The organism is Rhizobium sp. B21/90, assembly GCF_019355815.1.
Classification (GTDB): Bacteria; Pseudomonadota; Alphaproteobacteria; order Rhizobiales; family Rhizobiaceae; genus Rhizobium; species Rhizobium rhododendri.
The window spans coordinates 566,551-587,701 of sequence record NZ_CP072163.1 but is presented as its reverse complement, the minus strand read 5'-3'; the positions used below and the strand labels follow the sequence as shown (position 1 = coordinate 587,701).

Genomic DNA, 21,151 nt, shown 5'->3' with positions numbered 1-21,151 from the left:
GATCCGACGCGATTTAAATTTCGGTTTGTATCGGCAAAAGGTCTACAGCGACAATCTTGCGCTTCGGACAAGGGTCATGGAAGGTGTGATGGGCAAATGACGGTGTTTCCGTTGAGATTCCGGCACGCTGCAGGCGAGGGCTTGTTGTTCGCAGATGATGCCGGCGCCTACTTCAGGTCTGACGAAGCTTTCCTAGAACGGTATGCGTATGACCAGCTCAGCGCCCACGACGCTCGATTTCTTTCCGAAAATGGCCATAGCTTCGCGGTAGAGGACGATCTCGATTTCACCGCCTTTGCCTACCCGGTGGGCCAGGAGGCTACATGCGCCAACCGGGCGTCGTAACGTTAACCGCGCGGCGATTTGCCTGTGCGATTTTGCGGCATGACCCAAGCCGTTCGTGATCCCATTTATCGCCGCCACCGGTTCCCGGCTGAAGTGATTGCCCAGGCCGTCTGGCTCTATCTTCGTTTTCCGCTCAGTCTGCGGATGGTCGAAGACTTACTGGCGGCGCGCGGGATCATTGTCTCGCACCAGACAGTCCGCCTTTGGGTCGAGAAATTCGGTCGCCACTTTGCCAATGAAATCCGGCGTCGGTCAGCCGGAAAGCTTGGCGACAAATGGTATCTCGATGAAGTCGTCATCTCCATCGGCGGCAAGAAGCACTGGCTGTGGCGGGCCGTTGATCAGGATGGCTTTGTTCTCGATGTGCTGGTGCAGAGCCGCCGTAATACCAAGGCAGCCAAACGTCTTATGCGAAAGCTTCTCAAAGGACACGGTCACGCACCCCGTGTGATGATCACCGACGAACTCCGATCCTACGGCGCGGCCAAACGCGACATCATGCCCGGCGTCGAACACCGTTCGCACAAGGGATTGAACAACCGGGCGGAGAATTCACATCAGCCGACACGACGGCGAGAGCGCATCATGAAGGGCTTCGTCAGCTCGACATCTCCAGCGTTTCGTCTCCATCCATGACCCGGTCGCCAATCTCTTCCACATTCCACGCCACGATATCCCGTCCCACCATCACCGTGAACTGAGAACCGCAGCCATGCAAATGTGGAGTGAGGTCGCGCGACTGCAAGCTGCGTGAGAGGAATCGGCACTTGCCAATCTTGGCCGCAGCCCTTTAACTTTACGGTGCCGACAGATGTGCAAAAAACGGGTCATTGGGTTTTTGAGCAGTTCAGCCGCCACCAGCTACAGTGCCCGCGCCCCGGCGTTCCGGGGCATCACCCAATGATTTGCCCCGCTCCGGCCGGCTTTTTTGTCTCGACAGGGAGGGGCAGCCTTGCTTGCATATATAAGAACTGATATCATTCGCAGCAGTTAAAGGAGGTGCAATACCATGGCATCTATCACGATCCGAAACGTGCCCGACGAAGTGCATCGGGCGCTTCGGGTGCGCGCTGCTCAGCACGGTCGCAGCGCCGAGGCGGAAATTCGCATCATCCTGGAACAGGCCGCCAAGCCGGAAGGCCGAGTCAAACTCGGCAGCCTGCTCACACAAATAGGCCAGGAAGTCGGCGGCTTCGATCTGACGATCGAGCGAGACCGCACCCCGTCGCCGCCGGTGAGCTTTGAATGATCCTGCTCGATACCAACGTCATTTCCGAGCCGCTCAAGTCGCAACCCGATCCACGGGTGGCCGCATGGATCGATACGCAGGCCGTCGAAACGCTCTACGTCGCTGCGATCTCACTCGCGGAATTGCGCTACGGCATCGCCGTGCATCCTGACGGCAAGAAGAAACAAGCCGTGCAGGAAAAGCTTGATCGGTTGATGCTGCCTTTGTTCCGGGGCCGCATCATGCCGTTCGATGAAGCCGCCGCCCAGGCTTATGCCGAGCTGCGGGCCGCAGCGGCGAAGAAGGGCAAGGCGATCGGCGATTCAGACGGCTATATCGCTGCCACGGCCAAGGCGAATGGTCTGATGATCGCCACCCGCGACACCAGCCCTTTCGAGGCCGCCGGCCTGACTGTCATCAATCCGTGGGAGGCATCTAATGGCTGAAAAACTAACGCCTTCCGATCCAGCGGCGGCATGACGCGCAACAGTGCGGCGCAAAGATTCGGGGATAGACCATGATCGATTCGAGCATCATCGGGGTGAAGAATCTCAGGGATGGAGACAACATCAAAGACTTCTTCAACAGATTCTATAAAAGTGATCTCGCGCGGGACTTTGGGGTCTATCGTCTGTCACTGGACGTTCTTCGAGAAGAAATCCAAAAGCACATCGTAGAACACGGCCTTTCGGCGCTGTTCTACAACACCGTAACTTGCGACGAGATAATGCATCCCGCGCTTCACACCGATCAAATCGAGGGGATCGTTCTAGGGATTATGCAGAGGTTGGATGGAGTGAAGCACTGACATATGAACGCGTCCTGATAGTCCCGACCGCGCCCATCGCTAAGTTCATCGCATCTGGTGCCTATCTAGAGGCAAATTCCGCTTCCAGCTTCTACGTCGCAGTTACGAGAGCGAAGCGGAGCATTGCGATTGTTCTGGATAAGGCAGGCTCATCTTCGTTGCCTTTCTGGAATCCAACGGGGGCGAAACAGGAGGTACAGGCTCACCCCAGAAATAAATGTTCCAGCCATGAAGGATAAAGCGGACGACGTCGGTCTGGAAGAGGTGGCTCGGGAAATCTGCACAGCGGGGATAAGTGGAATTTCTGCCTGACTTCGGCTTAGATGCCGGGAACAGGAGATACCATGACAAGACGACCGCGCCGGAACCATAGCCCGGCTTTCAAGGCGAAGGTGGCACTTGCCGCCATCCGGGGCGAACAGACGCTGGTGGAGTTGTCCCAGCAGTTTGACGTGCACGCCAACCAGATCAAGCAATGGAAAGAGCAGCTCCTTGAGGGGGCAACAGGCGTTTTCGGTGATGAAGCGAAGACGGAACCGGCAGGCCCAACTGTGGACGTCAAAACACTGCATGCCAAAATCGGGGAGCTGACGCTGGAAAACGATTTTTTAGCCGGAGCGCTCGGCAAGGCGGGATTGCTGGGCGGAAAAAAATGATCGACCCCCAGCATAAGCTATCCGTCGTGCGCCAGGCCAAGCTACTCGGCTTCAGCCGTGGCAGTGTCTATTATCTGCCTCGTCCAGTGCCTGACGGCGATCTTGCCCTGATGCGCCGGATCGACCAACTGCATCTCGACTACCCGTTTGCCGGAAGTCGAATGTTGCAAGGGCTTTTGAGAGGAGAAGGGCTGAATGCCGGGCGGCTTCACGTCGCTACGCTTATGAAGAAGATGGGCATCGAGGCGATATACCGCCGCCCGAACACCTCCAAACCAGCGCCTGGGCACAAAATCTATCCCTATCTCCTGCGCAAGCTGGCAGTCACCAGACCCAACCAGGTCTGGGCGATGGACCTGACATATAGTGCGCCTCGCCCCAATCGGGGAGGCATATGACTGGAATGCAAAGAGAAAGGAGGATGTGAAGATCTGCCTGTCCCCTGCTGCGAGGGGACATGAGCCCAAGCGGCGGTGACCTGCCGTCAACTGGCAGGGTGACGTAGCCCGCAGGTAAAGGGGATTGAGGCGAAGCCGTTACGCCTAGATGGTTCCCGAGGCTGAAGTATTGGACGGTTGAGGAACACGAACCGGTTAACCCGCATCTGAGGGCTGAAAGGTCGCCTTCGCCTACACGGCTTAACAGGCGGAATGCTGATGAAGCTGCCGGACACGTAAGTCGGCGGCATCCAAATACGGTCGTAGATGTATGACGTCCGTATGGGGTCATGGGGAGAATGCAGCCAGACCATGACATCGGCATCGACTTGCGGAACGCAAGGGAAAAGACTGCGACCGGCAACCTCACCAATACGTTGACGTCCAGCATATGAACGAGGGAAGGCATGATGGAATGACAACGAAGTATTGCGTCGCAAGGGAGTTGACCCTGATGTCCATCATGTTGGCGGAGTTCCCGTAGTAGTCCGGGATGGGGAAAGCCCATCACATGGCGAAGGGGAACAGTTCAAACTGCTTGAAGTGCAAACTATCTGACCAAACGAGGTGAAGACCTTTGATAATCAGCGAAATGCAGCACAAGCTCGCAACATGGGCCGAGAGCGATCCAAACCGAAGGTTTGATCGGCTTCTTCGGCTGATTGCCAACAGGGAATGGCTTGCCAAGGCCGCTCGGATGGTTCTTGCGTCAAGTGGCGCACGAACGCCGGGTATCGACGGAATGGATAAGCAAAGACTGCAGGTCAAACTGGATGAGCATCTGGACAACCTGCGAGCAAGCCTGCTGGAGGAGAGTTATCGCCCCCAACCGGTCAAGCGCATCTATATCCCGAAACCCAACGGTAAGCTACGACCACTGGGTATTCCGACCCTGACGGATCGCATCGTTCAACGCGCCATGCTGATGGCCATGGAGCCGATCTGGGAGAGCGATTTCCATCGTTTATCCTACGGCTTCCGGCCAGAACGGAGCGTGCATCATGCCGTCCGCACCGTGAGGATACAGCTTCAGGATGGAGCCGACACGACGAGGGGCCGCTGGATCATCGAAGGTGATCTGGCCAGCTACTTCGACACGGTCCATCACCGGCTGCTTCTGAGATGCGTGCGGCGACGGGTGCAGGACGGGCGGTTCGTCGATCTTCTCCAACGGTTCCTGAAGGCAGGCCACATCGACCGTGGCCTGTTTACAGCCTCCAGCGAGGGTGTTCCGCAAGGTGGCGTTCTGTCACCGCTCCTGTCCAACATCATGCTCCACGAGTTTGATATGTGGCTGGAGGCGAAATATTTGAGCGACAAGGCCCGCAAGGACCGCTGGGCATGGAACTTCGGCATCAAGCAGGGCCGCCCCATCACGGTTCGCGAGAACCGGCAATGGAAGCCGGCTGTTGCCTATTGCCGATACGCTGACGACTTCGTCGTGATCGTAAAAGGAACCAGGGCTCAGGCAGAGGAAATCCGCGAGGAATGCCGGGCGTTTCTGGAAGGTGAGTTGAAGTTGACGCTGAACATGGAGAAGACCCATGTCACACACGTCAATGACGGCTTCGTCTTTCTGGGGCACCGGATCATCCGCAAGCGTGGGGCACGTGGACGGATGTCCATCGTCACGACGATACCCAAGGAAAAGGCAAAGGGGTTTGTTCGCAGACTTACCGAAACCCTTTCCGGCAATCATAGTGTCAGTACGGTCGACATGATCGCTGGCCTGAACCGCCAATTGGTGGGATGGGTGCGGGTTTCACAAAGTCCCGGACAAAGATTTCAGTAAGTCGCGGACACCGAATTCAGAAAGTTCGGGACAGCAAATTCAATAAGTCGCGGACAGAAGCGACAGCGGATTTAGATCGAATCTCGTGAGCGCCGATCTGGCAATTTGTTCTCGTGTTTTAAGCGAGGATCTAATGCCTAGACGGAAACAAGCGAGACATACTGATGTGAAAGACATTCGATCGATACTGCGGCTGACGTTCGAGCAGGAATTGTCGATACGCGCCGTTTCTGAGCGGCTGAAGATGAGCAAGACGTCGGTCTCAACGTATCTGCTGCGGGCGCGGGAGGCGGGGCTTGCAGCATGGCCACTTCCACCCGGTCTGGATGATGACGAGCTCCTGGAGCAGCGACTATTCCGGCGGATGGGGCGACCTCCTCGAGACAGCGAGGAACCGAACTGGCCGAAAGTGGCCAGCGAGTTGAAACGCAAAGGCGTGACGCTCAACCTGCTATGGCAGGAATACCGGGAGGTCCATCCGGATGGATACGGCTACACCTGGTTCTGCTGCCGATTTGCTGATTATGAGAGCCGCGCCAAACCCACCTATCGCAGTCGTCATGTGGCTGGTGTCGCGATGGAATGCGACTATGCCGGCCATACGATCCCGATCATCGATCCGTCTTCTGGCGAGATCCGGGCAGCACAGATTTATGTGGCCGTGCTGAGTGCATCGCAATTGGTGTTCTCCTATGCCAGCTTCAGTCAGAAGCTGCCGGATTGGATCGAGGCGAACCAGCGAGCCTTCAGTTACTTCGGTGGGGTGACGAAGACAACGATCTGCGACAACCTCAAATCCGCGATTGCCAAGGCTCTCTGGTTCGAACCGACGTTGAACGCGACATTTGCTGCCTTCGCCGAACACTACGATACGACCGTATTGCCAGCACGGCCGCGGCGTCCTCGGGATAAACCATCCGCGGAGGGATCGGTTTTAATCGTCGAGAGGTGGGTTCTGGCCAGACTTCGAAACGACCGTTTCTTCAGCCTTGTCGATCTCAATATCCGCATCAGCGCTCTGATCGAGGACCTTAACACCCGTACGATGCGTCGGTATGGAAAATCCCGGCGAGCCCTGTTCGATGAGGTCGAGCGCTCCCAGCTCAAGCCACTGCCGCCAACGCCGTTTGAATACGCGGAATGGAAGGTCGCCAAGGTTCATCCCGATTACCATGTCGACGTCGACAAGACGTTCTATTCCGTGCCGCACGGTCTGATCGGCAGGAAGGTCGATATCAGGCTGACGTATCGAGCGGTCGAGATCTTCTTTGACCACAAGCGGGTCGCCAGCCACATCCGAAGCTCCCAGCGTTCCGGCCATATCACTGTCAATGAGCATATGCCGAAAGCTCACCAGCGCTATGCAAACACGACGCCTCACACGTTGCGCAAGGAAGCGGCGAAGGTTGGGGCCAATACTGCGATATTTATCGAGCGTCTGCTTAGCGATCGGCCGCACCCGGAGCAAGGCTACAGATCCGCTCAGGGCATTCTCTCCCTGGCGCGTCGTTACGAAACCGATCGGCTGGAATTGGCCTGTGAGCGTGCGTTGGTCATCAATGCGCTGACCTATTCGTCTGTCGCCAACATTCTCAGATCTGGTCTCGATCAGGCTCCTGCCGCAAGCGAGACCGTGAAGCCGGCACCGCCGCACGGCAATATCCGCGGCAAAACCTACTACCAATGAAAGGACATCTAATGCTGACACATCCAACACTGGACCAGATGAGTGCGCTTGGTCTTGCCGGAATGGCAACCGCCTATCGCGAACTTATCGAGCAAGTTCATGGAAATGATCTTAGCTTTGACGAACGGCTTGGCCTGATGCTCGACCGCGAGATCGCACTACGAACCGACCGACGGCTGACCAATCGGCTCGCCACAGCAAAGCTTCGATTTGCCAATGCCTCGATCGAAGACATCGATTTTAGATCTCACCGCGGCCTTGATCGTCGCAATGTCTTGTCCTTGGCGCAGGGCGCATGGCTGAAGGCAAACGAGAACCTGATCCTGACAGGCCAAACGGGCACTGGAAAAACTTGGATCGCCTGCGCCTTTGCGAGACAGGCGGCCCGCCTCGACTACTCTGTCCTCTACGTTCGTATGCCGCGGCTCTTCGAGGATCTCGCACTTGCCAGGCTCGATGGACGCTTTCCGCGCCTCATCGACAAGCTGGCACGTGTTCAGTTGCTGGTGTTGGATGACTGGGGAACCCATACCCTGAATGACCGACAGCGCCTCGATTTGCTCGAAATCTTCGAGGAGCGATATCGAAGGAAATCGACCCTGATCACAGCTCAGCTTCCGGTGGCCGCCTGGCACGAAATGATTGGAGAAGCCACTTTGGCCGATGCGATTTTGGATCGCATTGTTCACAACGCCCACCGCATCACTCTCGAAGGCGACAGCATGCGCAAACGAAAAACGCCGACGCTCTTGACCGGCGACGAAATAACCGAACACAATCACGCGTAACAGCAACAAGGCAACCGGGATTCGATCGCATCCGTTGTCCGCGACTTAGCGAAACGCTTGTCCGCGACTTGCTGAAACCGCTGTCCCGATTTAGCGAAATCCGCAGGATGGGCGGCGTTCTACAAGTTCACCGACTTCACGGCGTACGTCTTCCGGCGCATCGATCATGTCGTGTTCTGGAAAATGGCGCATTGGCTGGGGCACAAATACCGATCCCGCATCAAACCCTTGATGCGGAAATGGGTCAGGGCCCCGGAACCGGGCAAGGCGAAAACCTGGCTCGTGTTTGGTCGGAATGAACGCGGTGACCCTGTCGGAAAAGTGTTGAAACGGCTTGTCTCAAGCCCCAAGGCGCAGTTCCGGTGGCGCAATCCGGAGGAGAACCCATACATCTTCCGGATCGAGAACCGCAGTACCGTCATGTCGCAATACCATGACGTTGCTATGGCCATGGGCCAAGCTTGAATAGAGAGCCGTATGCGCTGAAAGGTGCACGTACGGTTCGGGGAGGAGAAGCGCATCTGCGCTTCTTACTCCACTCCCAATGGCTCGCGGCTTCGTCTATCTCTGCGCCGTCGTCGACTTGTTCAGCCGGAGGGTTCTGTCGTGGCGGCTGTCAATCACGATGGAGGCGGACTTCTGCATCGAAGCGGTCGAGGAAGCGCTGGCCCGTTATGGCAAACCCGACATATTCAATACGGACCAAGGCTCGCAGTTCACCTCGATGGACTTCACAGCGGTGCTGAAGAAGGCGGAAATTGCCATCTCGATGGATGGCAAGGGTGCGTGGCGGGACAACGTCTTCGTCGAGCGGCTCTGGCGTTCGATCAAATACGAGGAAGTCGTGTGCTGTGAACGCCTTGTCTTAGCTTGAGACAAGAGCGGAGCTTTACCGAAGATGGGGGACGGCCCCCCGAAGTCGGCCTGCAGGGGCAGGCTTCAAACCGCCACAAGCTGCGGAGGTAAAGAGCCTTCGTGGTGAGCGTTGTTGGAAAAGGCGGAAGCTATTCCGTCAGGTGCGTCTTGAGGAGACGAACGAGAGTGAACCGCTGATGACGTGTCGTAACGTATCAAATCGACGTCGAAATCGGGATCGAGACTTCTATCCCGCGAGCAAGGGTTGGGAGATGCCTGCTGATGGCCCAACTGGCGTCCGGCATGAAGGCGGCGTGACCTCAAGACAGGCTTCGGTAAGGAACACAGGAACCTGTCGTCCCGATGCGAAGGGAGAAACCCAAGCGGTTAGTCACCGTGAGGGTCTGAGTACCGATGCGGGGCACAGGGGCGGAGATGTCCGTAGTAGGGTAGATGGTTCTGTAATGGGACCGGACCAAAGGGACATCGTCATTCGACTCTATTCAGCGGGCAACCCGATAGGGGAAGACCTCCATGGATAGGGTGAAGCCGTATCGTATCGCTAAACGCGAGGTGTGGGAAGCGTACAAGCAAGTGAAGGCCAACCAAGGGGCGGCTGGAGTGGATGGGCAATCCATCGAAGACTTCGATAAGGATCTGGGTAAGAACCTATATCGGGTCTGGAATAGGATGTCCTCAGGAAGCTACTTTCCGTCACCCGTGCGGCGCGTTGACATACCGAAAGGCGACACTGGAGGAACCCGGCCGCTCGGAATTCCGACGGTCTCTGACAGGATCGCTCAGATGGTAGTCAAGCGTCACTTGGAACCGATTCTGGAACAGGTGTTCCACCGGGACTCCTATGGATATCGGCCTGGGAAGTCAGCACACGATGCCCTGGTCAAAGCTCGGCAGCGTTGTTGGGCTTATGACTGGGTGCTCGACCTCGACATCAAGAGCTTCTTCGACGAAATCGATTGGGATCTCCTGATGCGAGCGGTGCGGCGGCACACGGACTGCCCATGGGTGCTGCTCTACCTCGAACGGTGGTTGCAGGCGCCTGTGAGCATGCCAAATGGGGACTTGGTGGACCGAGAAAGAGGGACCCCGCAAGGGGCAGTGGTTAGCCCAGTGCTGGCAAATCTCTTTCTTACTACGCGTTCGACCGCTGGATGCAGAGGGAATTCCCGAGCATCCCGTTCGAACGCTATGCAGACGACGCGATCTGCCATTGCGTGAGCAAGGAGCAGGCGCTTGAGTTGCGTCAAGCGCTGGAACGGCGGTTTGCGGAATGCCAGCTACAGCTGCACCCGCAAAAGACCAAGGTTGTCTACTGCAAGGATGCAAATCGCCCGGAAGACTACCCGGAGCGATCATTCGACTTTCTCGGCTACACATTCCGGTCGAGAACAGCGATCGGCCGCAACCACAGGCGCTTCGTCAGCTTCATTCCCGCTGTCAGCGATAACGCTGGCAAGCGAATGCGGCTCAAGGTGCGCAGGTGGCGACTGCATCTTCGGAGCGATCTTGATCTGGAGGAAATAGCCAAGTGGGTTCGCCCCGCTCTTTCTGGGTGGGTGCGCTACTACGGCCGTTTCTATCCCTCCAGGCTTCGTGAGGCACTGCGCACGATCGACGCGTTCATCGTGCGGTGGGTGTCTCGCAAATACAAACGGTTCCGGGGACATACTTTGGCGGCCTGGGAATGGTTACGCTCGCTCCGGCGACGCAACCCTAAACTGTTCGCCCATTGGACCATGGGACCTGCGGCTGGATGATGGGAGCCGGATGAATCGAGAGGTTCACGTCCGGTTCTGGGAGAGCGTGGGGCTGCGATGCCCTACGCCACTCACCTATCTCCACGCCTACAAGACCGTGTCTGAGGCTCGCAGCGGCATTGGCCGATATCTGACCTTTTACAATAGCCGACGCCCACATTCATCCCTTGACCGGCAGACCCCGGATCAGGCCTACTTCAACGCGCTGTCACCAATGATGGTGGCGGCATAATCGAGGCGGAAATCCACTTACCAAAACACCCGAAACTGTTCAGACAAACCGAGCCACCTCTGGATATTCCGATTAGGCGCCTTCCAACCATGTAACAAGCGCCCGGTTTACTGCCTCTGGCTGTTCAAGCGTTGACCCGTGACCGCACTTCGGAATGATGACGAGGCTGGAGTCGGGGATGGCCGCTGCAATTTCCTCTGACAGAAAAGGAGGTGTGATGGAATCACAGTCGCCAACAAGAACGAGGGTTGGAACGGTAATATCAGCGAGATGCGGACGGCTGTCGGCGCGTCCAATGATTGCCTCTGTCTGCTGTTCAAACCCCTCAACACCAACCGTTAAGCCCATGCGAATATTGACCTCCAGCAAATTCTGATCATCTCGATGGGCAGGGTGCAAGAGTATCGACATTACTTGGCTCAAAAGCTCTTCGAAATCGCCACCTTTAGCTTGAGCCAACATGCCGCGCCGCTGCGCAACTTGCTCTTGGGTGTCCGGCCGAGCAGACGTATCGAGCAATGCCAGTTTGCTGACTCGCTCCGGTGCCTGACGCATGATCTCCAAGGCGACATATCCGCCCATCGATAGACCGACGAGTGCAAAGCTCGGCGGCGCGTCTCTCAAAATGTTTGTAGCGATTTCCGGCATGGTTGTCCCGGATAGTGTCGATGCTACCGTAACGGGGCCGAACGGCCACAGCGCAGCCATCTGGGGAGCGTAAAGCTCTGCGGAGCACAGCAAGCCAGGGATCATAACGATTGGGGTCATTGGAAATTGGTCTCGTTGAGGAAACATAGCGATACGTTATGTTGTGGTGTTGACAGTTTGTGTCAGCAATCTCCGAAGCCCGCGCGCGTAATGTGGTGATGCTCCCTTGCGACGAGACAGCCTCTACATTAGCCGGGGTCTTGGCGCGCGGATGGTTAATCGTGGTGGCGTTGTTTGACTGGTCGAGCGGTCCGGCGAAAATTACAGTCATTCATGGATCCAAATGCAGTAAATTTGTTTAGAAGCCTTGTCGTATCAATGATTTAGAAACTTGATTGTCATCCGGCTGCGGTTCGAATGCCATCAAGGCGTCCAACAGCGCAAAGAGATTATCGAGATTTAGCTGGCTGCTATGTTTTTGGCCTCTAGGGCGATTGTGACCGCCAGTACAAGCGCGACGACGCTCGCAGAGACGAAAGCGATAACGAAAGCACCCGTCGCTCTCAGTGTTCCGATTTTGAGATCCTGCATAAGCCATCTTACCTGGGCTTGCGCATACCAGAGTGTAGCCGACGCGATCGTCAGGACCCCGATGGTGAGGCCCTGTTCGTGGGGCATGAACATGAAGTCGAACGCCAAGCCAATCATGAACGCAAAGGGCGCTGCGACATAGCACTGGCTGAAGAACGGTGGACGCAGTGAGTTCCGGGTAATCTTTGTCGACTGATGACGCAGCGCTGTGACTGCCATGCAAAGCGGATAGATCCCGAAGACCACGCCGCGGGCGATAAGCAGGTTTGATCCCGAGCCCAGCTCCTTGGCTGCAGTCGCCGTGTCATATATGGACGGAAAGGCGGCTGATAGGCACTGTGACAGCAGCAGCGTGATCAGAAGAAAGAGAGGTGGGCTCAGTGTATCTTCGTACTGATCCGCAGGCTCGTCAGTGAGTTCAGCATCGGCATAACGCATCATGGTGAGGGGTCTGACGACAGAGCGCCACATGGTGAGCGGGTAAAACACTAGCCACGACACCAGCTCATAGAGGAGCTCTTCGAGCGACTTAAGCAGTTTCATAAAGTCCAAGGCGACCTCCTGTGCGGCTATAGTCATGTTGATAGCTCGTCTCGTCGGCTTTGCGAATGCCGCAGATCCAGTCTTTAATTCCCTCTGCCAATATCAACCCGGAAAGGCTTTGCAATGCGAATGATCGGATATCTGATGTTTGGTCTTGCGGTGTTGGCTGCTGTGCCTGCGGTTGCCGACGAGGTTAGACGCGCAACCGTGCATTTCTCCAGTGGCTCGTCAGGCTCCACCACTACGTCGAAGCTCAAAGGCTACCAGAGTGTTGAGTACTCGGTCGGGTAACCGCTGGCTGTTTCAAGCATCCGACAGCGAGCGTGTGCGAGAGTTTCTTGCCAGGTGCCGATGATGGTCGCGTAGGAGCATCCAATTTCTAGTCGATCGGGGGCGGGAATTCATAGGGATCCAGTTGCTGCCCCGAAATTGCCGAAAGTAAATCGCGCAGCAAAGAGATTGATGACAAGCCGCGAGCAAGCGGCCCCTCCGTCGGATCAAACGGCGAACTGATCTCACGTTCCGCTTCTCTCCCCCAAGTTGTTCCAGAAGGCGCGACGCGCAGCGGGATGGGGCGCCGAGAGCCTTTGTAGAAATGGGGTATTCGCTGTCGCGTACAATCGATCGAGACAAATAGCATTGGATGACGTGCCTGCAATGCATCCGCCGCCGCCTTCCAATCAGTCACGAGAGTTCGACCTTTTATCTCTGCGACGATACAGAAATGCTTGGGACAACAATGATCGAAGAGCCAGAAGAAGTCCTCAACGACGCCAAGCGGTCGCGCTACGTCGAAATCGGTATCCAAGACGCTATCCCTTTCATTCTCGTCATCGGATTCTTATTGGCTGTAAGAAAGTGCTTGGATTGCAGTTGACCCAGTGAAGCCTCCGCCGAAACGCGACCACGTTTTGGACATCGCGCCTGCTACAGCCCCGCCACCATGGCGCGGCGATCACGAATCACTGTGGTGGAGACGCTGCTCGCTCACTGCCGTGCCTGACAGCGCTCCTGAGTAATCGCCCAGTCTTCAGTCGGTGGCATTCCAGTCACACGCAAACGGGGGATTGACGAAGCGTTGGTCCTTGGGGAGGGAGGCTATCAAAGAGAGGTCTTCGTCATCCAGCCGGATCGATGCCGCCGCGAGATTTGCCTTTTGGGTCTCGGTTCGTCCAGCCTTCGGGATCGCGATCACCCCGTCCTGGCCAAGGAGCCAGGCGATAGCAACTTGCGACGCGCTAACATTGTGTTTCCGGCCAATCGACTGCAGGGTCGGATCGCTCGCCGCGCGGCCCTGCGCCAAAGGGGCATAAGCGGTCAGCGCAATTCCCTTGGCGCGCAGGTACTGAAGCATGGGCGCCTGCGACAGATACGGATGGTACTCGATTTGATGAACCGCGATCGGAACCTGTATGTCTTCCACAACGTGCCGGATCATTGGCATGTTGAAATTGCACACGCCGATTGCTCTCGCGAAGCCATGTTCACGAAGACGGCCCATGGCAGTCAGGGTCGCCGCAATGTCCATGTCCGCCGACGGCCAATGCACGAGAAAAAGATCGACATAGTCCATCTTCAGCTTTTCGAGGCTAGTCGCGAAGGCTCGCTGCAAAGCACCCGGCGCCAGTTGATCGTGCCAAACCTTGGTCGTGACGAAGAGTTCGCGGCGATGAATGCCTGAGCCTGCAATCGCCGTACCGACCGCCGCCTCATTTTCATACATTGCCGCGGTATCAATATGCCGATATCCGAGCGAAAGCGCGCTTTCCACCGCCGGTTGCGCGCCGGCACCCGGCATCCGGAACGTTCCGAGGCCAAGACGAGGTATCGTCACACCTTGCGTTTCGATCGTGTCCATTGGATATTTTCCTTCCACAACAACAAAGCTGGAGATGCAGGTGGGCGCCCCCCTGCATCCTAATCGTTCGATCAGGCGCGATCGTCTGTGTTGTCACCGGCCACGAGTGCGTCCACGACCTGCTGCAGCGAGGTGTTTCCCTTTTCCGCCAGGCGACCGCTGTCCTTGAACTCGATCCAGCTTTCATTGAAGCCGTCGAGCATGCGAATACGCGGCGTCGGGTTCTTCATCCCCTGCGAGCGGAACAGCTCCTCCCAAGTTGCGCGGTTGACAATTTCGACCTTCACCGTCCTGTTGAGCGCCACTGCGAAGGCTTGCGCGAGGTCATCTGGCGATACCCGTTGAGCAGCCTCCAACTCGACGACGCGTTTTCCGGTCCAATCCTGCTGGATCAGCTCTGCCGCCAGGATGCCGATGTCCTTCGTTGCGATCATCGGGAACTTTTTGTCCGCGGGCTGCAGGAAGCTGTGAAGAATGCCAGTGTCGCGGGCCGTGCCTAAGTCCCAAAGTGCATTTTCCATGAACCATGCGGGTCGGAGGAAGGTGACAGGCAGGTCAAGCTCGTTAAGGGCATTTTCCAGCATCGTGCGCTGGGACAGCAGATTGTCCTCTTTCGCGTCTGCGCCGATCGTCGACAGGCAGAGGACCTTTTTCGGGCGTGCGGTCTTTAGAGCGGCGACGACACTGTCGATCACCTTTTGCGCCTCGGGATAGCCAGGCTCAGGGTCGAACTCGGACGGCGGAAGAATGAAGACGGCCTCAGTGCCGGCAAAGGCCGCCGAAAGCGCCTTTCCGTCTTCCATCTCGGCTAGAGCGACATCGCAGCCGAGAGCGGCCCACGAAGTGCCCTTGGCCTGATCGCGAACGATCGCACGGACGGCTTTGCCGTTGGCGAGCAGAGTCCGCGCAAGAGCGCCGCCGACTTTGCCGGTGATTCCAGTGATTGCGTACATGTCTGATTTTCCATTCAGAAAGAGGAGAGATTAAGCGAGCCCGTCATAGAGCCCGCGTTCGAAGTCGCCGTAGAGAGCAACGACGCGGTCGTCATAGAAAGGAAGAAGCTGCGTAAAGAGGGACCCAGTCACCCGGCGAACCGGATCAATCCAGAAGTAGCAATTGAGTAGCCCAGCCCAGGATGCACTGCCTGCGGAGCGGCCGTGTGGCCCAGCCTCAGTGTTGATGTCGAAAGAGTAGCCCCATTTGTGCTTCTGATCCGGGAACTGATCGAAGCTGTTCGAATAGGCCGGTGCGGCCGACTCCATCTTGCGAACATTCAGATCCCCGATCTGGTTCTGCATCATCATCGCGACGGTCTCAGGCTTGAGGATCTGAACCCCGTTCAACTTGCCTCCATGGAGCAATGCCTGAAGGAGCATCATGTAGTCTTGCGGGGTGCTGTATGCGCCGCCACCGCCCATGAAAAATTCCGGCCTCTGAGGCATCTCGAACGGCATTGCTTTCAAGCCGCCATCAGTCTCTCTGCTGAAACATGTCGCGACACGGCGCTTCTGCTCGCTGCTGATCAGAAATCCCGAATCCTTCATTCCGAGAGGCGCAAAAATGTTCTCCCGGAAATAGACTTCCAACGACTGATCGCTAACAGCTTCGACCAGCTTACCAGTCCAGTCCATGCTGATGCCGTACTGCCATCGTTCCCCCGGCTCGAATTCGAGCGGCACATTGAAGGCGGCGTTCTGGCAGGTTGCGATATCGGGTAAACCGGTGGCGGTCTCGTAGCGCACTATCACATCGCTCCAGTTCGCATAGGTGTAGCCGGAGGTATGCGTCAGAAGGTGATGAACCTTGATTGAGTTCTTGGCGGAACGCAGCTGTGGCTGACCGTTGGCATCAAAACCTACCAGAATTTTGGGTGCAGCAAGCTGCGGCAGGTATTTCGATGCGTCATCATCCAGCTTGAGGCGGCCCTGCTCAACCAGCTGCATGCATGCTGTCGCTGTGATCGCCTTCGTCATCGACAAAAGCCAAAAGACCGTGTCAGGCCGCATTGCGGTACCGCTGTCCACGTTTGCCTTGCCGAAAAGGCCTTCGTAGACGATTCCCTTCTGCGTTGCAGCCATAGCGACCGCACCAGCGACCGTGCGGTCATTGACTGCCTTCTCTATCGCGGCATCGATCGAGTTAAACTTCGCATTTTTGAGGCGCGGGCTTTGGCTGGCCGCCTGAACAGCGCTTGCCCCAAGACATGCCGCGGCGGCGGCCATGGTGCCGCGTGTCAGCACCGCTCTTCTCGTGATCTCACTCATGATTGTTTACCTTGAATCCAGACGGATCGCGGGTCTGGTAAACCGCTCGCCTTCGAAAGGCTGACGGCGAATACCTACCAACAGCCGAGCCATGCTAAAAGATCATAATAGTCATATTCAAAATGACAAAAAATCACTGTTATTCGTTTTCCCGGAATGCGAAAGCTTTTTCATGAGCTTCGACGGACGTCTTCTTACTGGGGTAAGTGTATTCTTGGCAGTTGCCGACGCCGGCAATTTTGCCAAGGCCGCGGACGTATTGGGAGTGACCCCTTCCGGCATCAGCCGAGCAATCGGACGACTGGAAACAAGGATGGGCGTGCGTCTCTTCGACCGCACACCCCGTTCTGTCGCGCTGACCGAAGAGGGTCGTTTGTTTCGTCTACAAGCGGTGCCGCTCGTGGCGGGCCTGGAAGAAGCGGCTGCGACCGCCTCGGGATCGGCAGCAGCGGTCGGCGGGAGGCTGCGCGTATCGATCGACCCTTGGTTCGCAAGGATGGTATTAGCGCCCCAGCTTCCGCGGTTCACCGAGAAATATCCGGATCTGAAAATCGATCTTATGACGACGAACGCCCGTGACGACATGATGAGCGGGTTCGATGTGGCCGTCCGATTTGGATCGACCAATGCCGGGTCACTCATCGCAAGAAAGCTTCTGGATATCCGCGTCATCACGTGCGCGGCCCCCGCCTATCTCGAGAAATTCGGCGAGCCGGTCCGGCCGGAGGAGATAGGTGGACACGAAGTTATTCTGTTCCGAGACCCCGAGACCGGCCGAGCTTTCCCTTGGGAATTTCATCGAGGTGGTGAAGTTGTCAGCGTAAAAGTCGTCGGCAGGATAATTTTTGACGACCCATCCGCCGCGATCGCCGCCTGCATTGCCGGCCAAGGTATCTTTCAGAGCCTGGAGATCGGTTTGGATCCCTGGCTGAAAGGCGGCGGACTAAGACAAATTCTCAAAGACTGGTCGGACGAACATTATCCCCTCTACGCGTACCATCCAGCGCGCCATCTGCCGCCGGCAAAGGTCAGAGCTTTCCTCGATTTTGTGCAGCAGGTCGCCAAGGAGAAAGCGCGCGACGGCTGAGCGAAAGAAGATGATTGCGGGGGCTGTTAGAGAAATCCTTGTTTTTGCACAACACGGTGCGGTCAGAGCTGCGGACCCTGATTTTCACGCAGATGAATTGAAATATTTGCCCGGGGATACGCAGCTGTGGCCACATACGGCGTATGCGGCGCGGCGTTGGCAACGGTTCAGTTCAGTACGGGACTATCCTTAAGTCGGGGTTTTTTAGTCACTGGAAGGGTCTTCAGTCTCTTAAATCGCCGAGAATTGAAAAACGCGGTTCGATACCTTTCAAGGCGATGAGAGGCCCCGAAAGCGGCCTCCCATTTCACGAAGTTAATCAGACGAGCGCCGTCGTTAGTCAACGGCGAAGTCGGTCGAGAACGAGACGGTGCGCCATTCGGAGAGAATGGCAGCGTCTTGTGCGTGCTTTTTCTCGATCGCGGCGACCGTGTCGCTACCGAGCGGCAGGCGGACCGGCGGATTGGGGGCGTCAGTGAAGGCGATGAGCGCCTCTGCCAGCTTTTGAGGGTTGCCGGGTTGATTATGGCTGAGACCGGCGGTCTATGGTTCGCACCTTGCCGGAAGTGTCTGCATAATCGCCGATGATATTACCGCTGACGGACAAGGATGAGCTGTCGAGGAAGTCGGTGCTGAAATAGCCCGGCTCGATGACGGTGACTTGAATGCCAAGCGGTGCAAGTTCGTCATGTAGAGCCTCGCTCAGCCCTTCGACCGCGAATTTCGTTGGGTAAACATCGAGGCCAGCGACGCCGCGATAGCCGCCGATCGACGAGATATTCAGGATGCGGCCGGAACGTGCCCGGCGCATGAAGGGCAGGACGGCGCGGGTTACGTTGAGGAGGCCAAAGTTGACCTTAGTCAATGCCGGAACTGACTTCTGCCGTCACAGCCAACCCGGCCATACGGCAGGTTCGAGGAAGCTCGAGGGTATTTTAGGATGTTCTTGAAGGGGCTCCCGAGTTATGGCGCGACAATGACAGCAAGAATGAGCCGAGCTTGCTGTCCGGATGCGTGCTCGGCGACGAGGAGGCTGCATTTTTTTGTGACTGCAATCGTCCACATCCTCACAGTTCCAGTTCTGTGGGGTCATCTCGATAGCAGGGGCCGCGAGATCGAAACGAGGTCGTTCCACCAGGGCTCCTCTAGTTGTCTCTATGATCCACTGGATATTCACCCGGGATGCGCTAACTGATCCGACGTGGGGCAGTTTAGGAGAGAAAGTGAAAAAGCTAATATTGGTGTTCACCGCTATAACCAGCTGTATGTCCGCCCCAGCCAGTTACGCCATGCCTGCGGCCGGTCTTTCGGTCGCTCAATCGAACTCGGTTGTTTTGGTTGACCGCGAGTGTGGCCCGCGTCGCCATCTTGGACGCGACGGCCGTTGCATTCGCAATGGCCCACCACCGCCACCGCCGCGTCGCCATCTCAACCATCCGCGCCCTGGCGATGATCGTGGCTTGCCACCACCGCCGCCGCCACCCGGCGACGACAACTAAAAGAGATGGCCCCGCCTAGTCGGGGCCAGACACCGAGCGGCTTCTTCCATCATGTCGTCTGGACCTCAAAACCTATGTGAACACCTTATGAAAACAATGTTCTTGACTATAGGACTGACCATATAAGGCCTTGCTTCGACCGCTTCAGTGGCGGTGCCTGGTACCGTTAGCCCAGCGGGCGTGTCATTGTTCGTGCTGCATGTAGACTATGCTTTCGGGCGAGGCTGACACCTGGGTCCTGACGGGCCGTGCTATTTTAATCGTATGCCACCACCCCCGCCGCGGCGGCACTGGAACGGCTATGACGACGAACCACCGCCTGGTTTCAGGCGCGGGCCACCACCACGGCCACCGCCGGGGTTTGCACCACCGCCCCCAGGCGATTATTGATGCGCGGCTGGCCCCACTTGTGTGGGGCCAATTCATCGTATATCTCGCGCAACAAGTGCTCCCAGCAACCCTTCTATCCGGATACGTCACGATCCAACTTCACCGGTATCTGCAAGCGTTGGATTAAAACTGATTGGCCACGTGGATAACGTCACGCATCTGCGATGCCTCATGGTGATTGGCCGAATGCCGAGACAGGCCAATTGCCAAGCAACCGACACCTGCCCGCTGGATGCTCGTTTATCGACCGTTGTCCGCAGAGGGAAGGGTGTGATAACCCCAAATGGGTTCGTGAGCTGGTAACGCTTGGCGTTTCCCGTATTAGCCTTTTCTCCCGCTCCATCCATCAGCTGAGCGATCGAGTTGGAGAGCCGCGCAACCCAAAAGATCAATATTTTAGCTTCTCTCGCTACAAGCACGCCAGTTCGAATCCTTTAAAGGCGTGCGTTTTTCGGTAATTTCAAAGCCGCCGAACTCGACAACAAGGTTTGGCGACTTTTCAGAGAGCATCTTTGAGGTTGTCCAATGGGCCAAGGAGTGCAGTACGCGGAGGAACTAACTGCGATGCAACGAGATGCATCAACGGGTGGGTAGAAGGCTGTTTGATGAGCTCGAAGGCCTTGGAAAGCATCCCTTCTACATCTTGCTTCATCATGAACACCGGAAAAGGAAGGAATGAAGCGAAGGGGTCATAGTCAAAGCACCCGACCACCAAATCAGCGAAAAGTTCGTGCGGGTGAGCCGACATGAAACGCAGCAAACCCTCGAAGTTGATAGAAGAGTTGACGAACAATGCCCTTGGAAGTTTCCCCGTACGCTGAAAATATGACTCAAAGGCAATCCGCATTGCGTTCGGAGAGTAGCCGGTAGATTGGGTTCCGTCTTCCACTCCAACGCCGAGCAGTTCACCGCGAGCATCTCGAAACCCTCGTATACGCTCACGCGTGGCGTGATCGTCACGCCCGCCGAACAGAAAGATCTCGTCAGCTCGCAACGGATCGTCCGCAGGGAAGTGCCGAATAATTGCCTCGGTAAGCGTCCTCGCACCCTGATAGTTGTCGCTGATCACCGAGTGGGTCTTCGACCCGGGCAGATCGATATTGACGTGTCTTAACCCTGCGGCTTCGCAGACATCATGCACACCATCAGGGTCGGTGGCACCGCAAATAAACAGCTCGTCGATTGAATAGGATATGAGATCCTCTGCCGTCTCGCGTTCTTCCTGAGGATCGCGACCCGAGCTTACGACAATCGGGCATTGGCCCCGTTGCCGCACGTGCGCTTCAAATGCCTGAGCCATCGACGAAAAATAGCGATTGTCGTAGACCGGAAGCATAAGGCCCACCAAGCCGGACCTGGAGCTGCGAAGGCCTCGTGCCTGGCGGTTGGCGGTATATTGATGCTTGTCGGCGAGGCCGCGAATGAGCGCCGCCGTACTTTCCTTGATGCGCCGCTTTTGCCACGTGCCGTTGAGAACCGCACTGACAGTCGAGGCGGAGATTCCCGAAAGCACAGAGAGATCGTAAATCGTGGCCTTTTTCTTGCTGTCGTCTTTCATGGTCGCTCCTTAATTTTCTCTTATCCTCCGTCCCCTCTTGACGAAAGCCCACATTAGATAGATGATATTTGCACCATCGATTGCGCAAAAAGAAATATCGATTGTGC

General features: G+C 56.7%; 15 protein-coding genes and 7 pseudogenes. 14 read left to right on the top strand and 8 right to left on the bottom strand.

The window, feature by feature from the left end; all coding sequences use genetic code 11:
- Window positions 1-96: 96 nt before the first annotated feature.
- The 13 genes and pseudogenes from J5278_RS20880 to J5278_RS20820 all read left to right on the top strand — a co-directional run.
- On the top strand, window positions 97-345 hold the full coding sequence (locus J5278_RS20880) for a hypothetical protein (RefSeq protein WP_142831608.1): 249 nt from the start codon (window positions 97-99) through the stop codon (window positions 343-345).
- 39 nt (window positions 346-384) lie between these two features.
- Window positions 385-1,099, top strand: a pseudogene (locus tag J5278_RS20875) (IS6 family transposase).
- 255 nt (window positions 1,100-1,354) lie between these two features.
- The gene (locus J5278_RS20870; RefSeq protein WP_209186126.1) at window positions 1,355-1,594 is read left to right on the top strand and encodes an Arc family DNA-binding protein; all 240 of its coding nucleotides are present in this window, start codon (window positions 1,355-1,357) and stop codon (window positions 1,592-1,594) included.
- Window positions 1,591-2,019, top strand: a complete 429-nt coding sequence (locus tag J5278_RS20865) for a type II toxin-antitoxin system VapC family toxin (RefSeq protein ID WP_209186127.1) — start codon at window positions 1,591-1,593, stop codon at window positions 2,017-2,019. Before J5278_RS20870 ends, J5278_RS20865 begins: the two co-directional genes overlap by 4 nt.
- A 71-nt stretch (window positions 2,020-2,090) precedes the next feature.
- The gene (locus J5278_RS20860) at window positions 2,091-2,381 is read left to right on the top strand and encodes a hypothetical protein (protein WP_219258988.1); all 291 of its coding nucleotides are present in this window, start codon (window positions 2,091-2,093) and stop codon (window positions 2,379-2,381) included.
- Between the two features lie 344 nt (window positions 2,382-2,725).
- Window positions 2,726-3,402, top strand: a pseudogene (locus J5278_RS20855) (IS3 family transposase); the annotation flags it as partial.
- Between the two features lie 649 nt (window positions 3,403-4,051).
- Window positions 4,052-5,242 (top strand): annotated as a pseudogene (gene ltrA, locus J5278_RS20850) (group II intron reverse transcriptase/maturase); the annotation flags it as partial.
- Window positions 5,243-5,399: 157 nt separating this feature from the next.
- Window positions 5,400-6,953 (top strand): IS21 family transposase, encoded by a 1,554-nt coding sequence (gene istA / locus J5278_RS20845; protein ID WP_111221723.1) that lies wholly within the window; start codon window positions 5,400-5,402, stop codon window positions 6,951-6,953.
- Window positions 6,954-6,964: 11 nt separating this feature from the next.
- Window positions 6,965-7,741 (top strand): IS21-like element helper ATPase IstB, encoded by a 777-nt coding sequence (gene istB / locus J5278_RS20840; protein ID WP_111221724.1) that lies wholly within the window; start codon window positions 6,965-6,967, stop codon window positions 7,739-7,741.
- A 159-nt stretch (window positions 7,742-7,900) separates the two neighbouring features.
- Window positions 7,901-8,206, top strand: coding sequence for a hypothetical protein (locus J5278_RS20835; RefSeq protein WP_257623487.1), 306 nt, complete (start codon window positions 7,901-7,903; stop codon window positions 8,204-8,206).
- 64 nt (window positions 8,207-8,270) lie between these two features.
- Window positions 8,271-8,585: pseudogene (locus J5278_RS20830) on the top strand (transposase); the annotation flags it as partial.
- A gap of 545 nt (window positions 8,586-9,130) precedes the next feature.
- Window positions 9,131-10,374: pseudogene (gene ltrA / locus J5278_RS20825) on the top strand (group II intron reverse transcriptase/maturase).
- 73 nt (window positions 10,375-10,447) lie between these two features.
- Window positions 10,448-10,606, top strand: a pseudogene (locus J5278_RS20820) (integrase core domain-containing protein); the annotation flags it as partial.
- 72 nt (window positions 10,607-10,678) lie between these two features.
- Here J5278_RS20820 and J5278_RS20815 read toward each other — a convergent pair.
- From J5278_RS20815 to J5278_RS20790, 6 genes are all read right to left on the bottom strand, one after another.
- A complete protein-coding gene (locus J5278_RS20815) occupies window positions 10,679-11,254 on the bottom strand; it encodes an alpha/beta hydrolase (RefSeq protein WP_257623466.1) in 576 nt (191 codons plus the stop codon).
- 459 nt (window positions 11,255-11,713) lie between these two features.
- Window positions 11,714-12,388 carry a permease gene (locus J5278_RS20810; protein ID WP_244615504.1) on the bottom strand — a complete coding sequence of 225 codons (675 nt, stop codon included), beginning with the start codon at window positions 12,386-12,388 and terminating at the stop codon, window positions 11,714-11,716.
- A gap of 379 nt (window positions 12,389-12,767) precedes the next feature.
- Complete coding sequence (locus J5278_RS20805; RefSeq protein ID WP_209207001.1) at window positions 12,768-13,196, bottom strand: hypothetical protein; 429 nt, start codon at window positions 13,194-13,196, stop codon at window positions 12,768-12,770.
- A 222-nt stretch (window positions 13,197-13,418) separates the two neighbouring features.
- Window positions 13,419-14,246 carry an aldo/keto reductase gene (locus J5278_RS20800; RefSeq protein ID WP_209186131.1) on the bottom strand — a complete coding sequence of 276 codons (828 nt, stop codon included), beginning with the start codon at window positions 14,244-14,246 and terminating at the stop codon, window positions 13,419-13,421.
- Between the two features lie 71 nt (window positions 14,247-14,317).
- Entirely contained in the window at window positions 14,318-15,199 is an 882-nt protein-coding gene (locus J5278_RS20795; protein ID WP_219258976.1) for an NmrA family NAD(P)-binding protein, read from the bottom strand.
- 30 nt (window positions 15,200-15,229) lie between these two features.
- Window positions 15,230-16,510 carry a serine hydrolase gene (locus J5278_RS20790; protein WP_209207000.1) on the bottom strand — a complete coding sequence of 427 codons (1,281 nt, stop codon included), beginning with the start codon at window positions 16,508-16,510 and terminating at the stop codon, window positions 15,230-15,232.
- Window positions 16,511-16,682: 172 nt separating this feature from the next.
- Here J5278_RS20790 and J5278_RS20785 point away from each other — a divergent pair, with 172 nt between their 5' ends.
- A complete protein-coding gene (locus J5278_RS20785; RefSeq protein WP_142831636.1) occupies window positions 16,683-17,597 on the top strand; it encodes a LysR family transcriptional regulator in 915 nt (304 codons plus the stop codon).
- A 336-nt stretch (window positions 17,598-17,933) separates the two neighbouring features.
- On the opposite strand, the pseudogene J5278_RS20780 reads toward J5278_RS20785, so the two are convergent.
- Both J5278_RS20780 and J5278_RS20775 read right to left on the bottom strand, forming a co-directional pair.
- A pseudogene (locus J5278_RS20780) lies at window positions 17,934-18,450 on the bottom strand (SDR family NAD(P)-dependent oxidoreductase); the annotation flags it as partial.
- Between the two features lie 1,535 nt (window positions 18,451-19,985).
- A complete protein-coding gene (locus J5278_RS20775; RefSeq protein WP_209186134.1) occupies window positions 19,986-21,044 on the bottom strand; it encodes a LacI family DNA-binding transcriptional regulator in 1,059 nt (352 codons plus the stop codon).
- Between the last annotated feature and the right edge of the window lie 107 nt (window positions 21,045-21,151).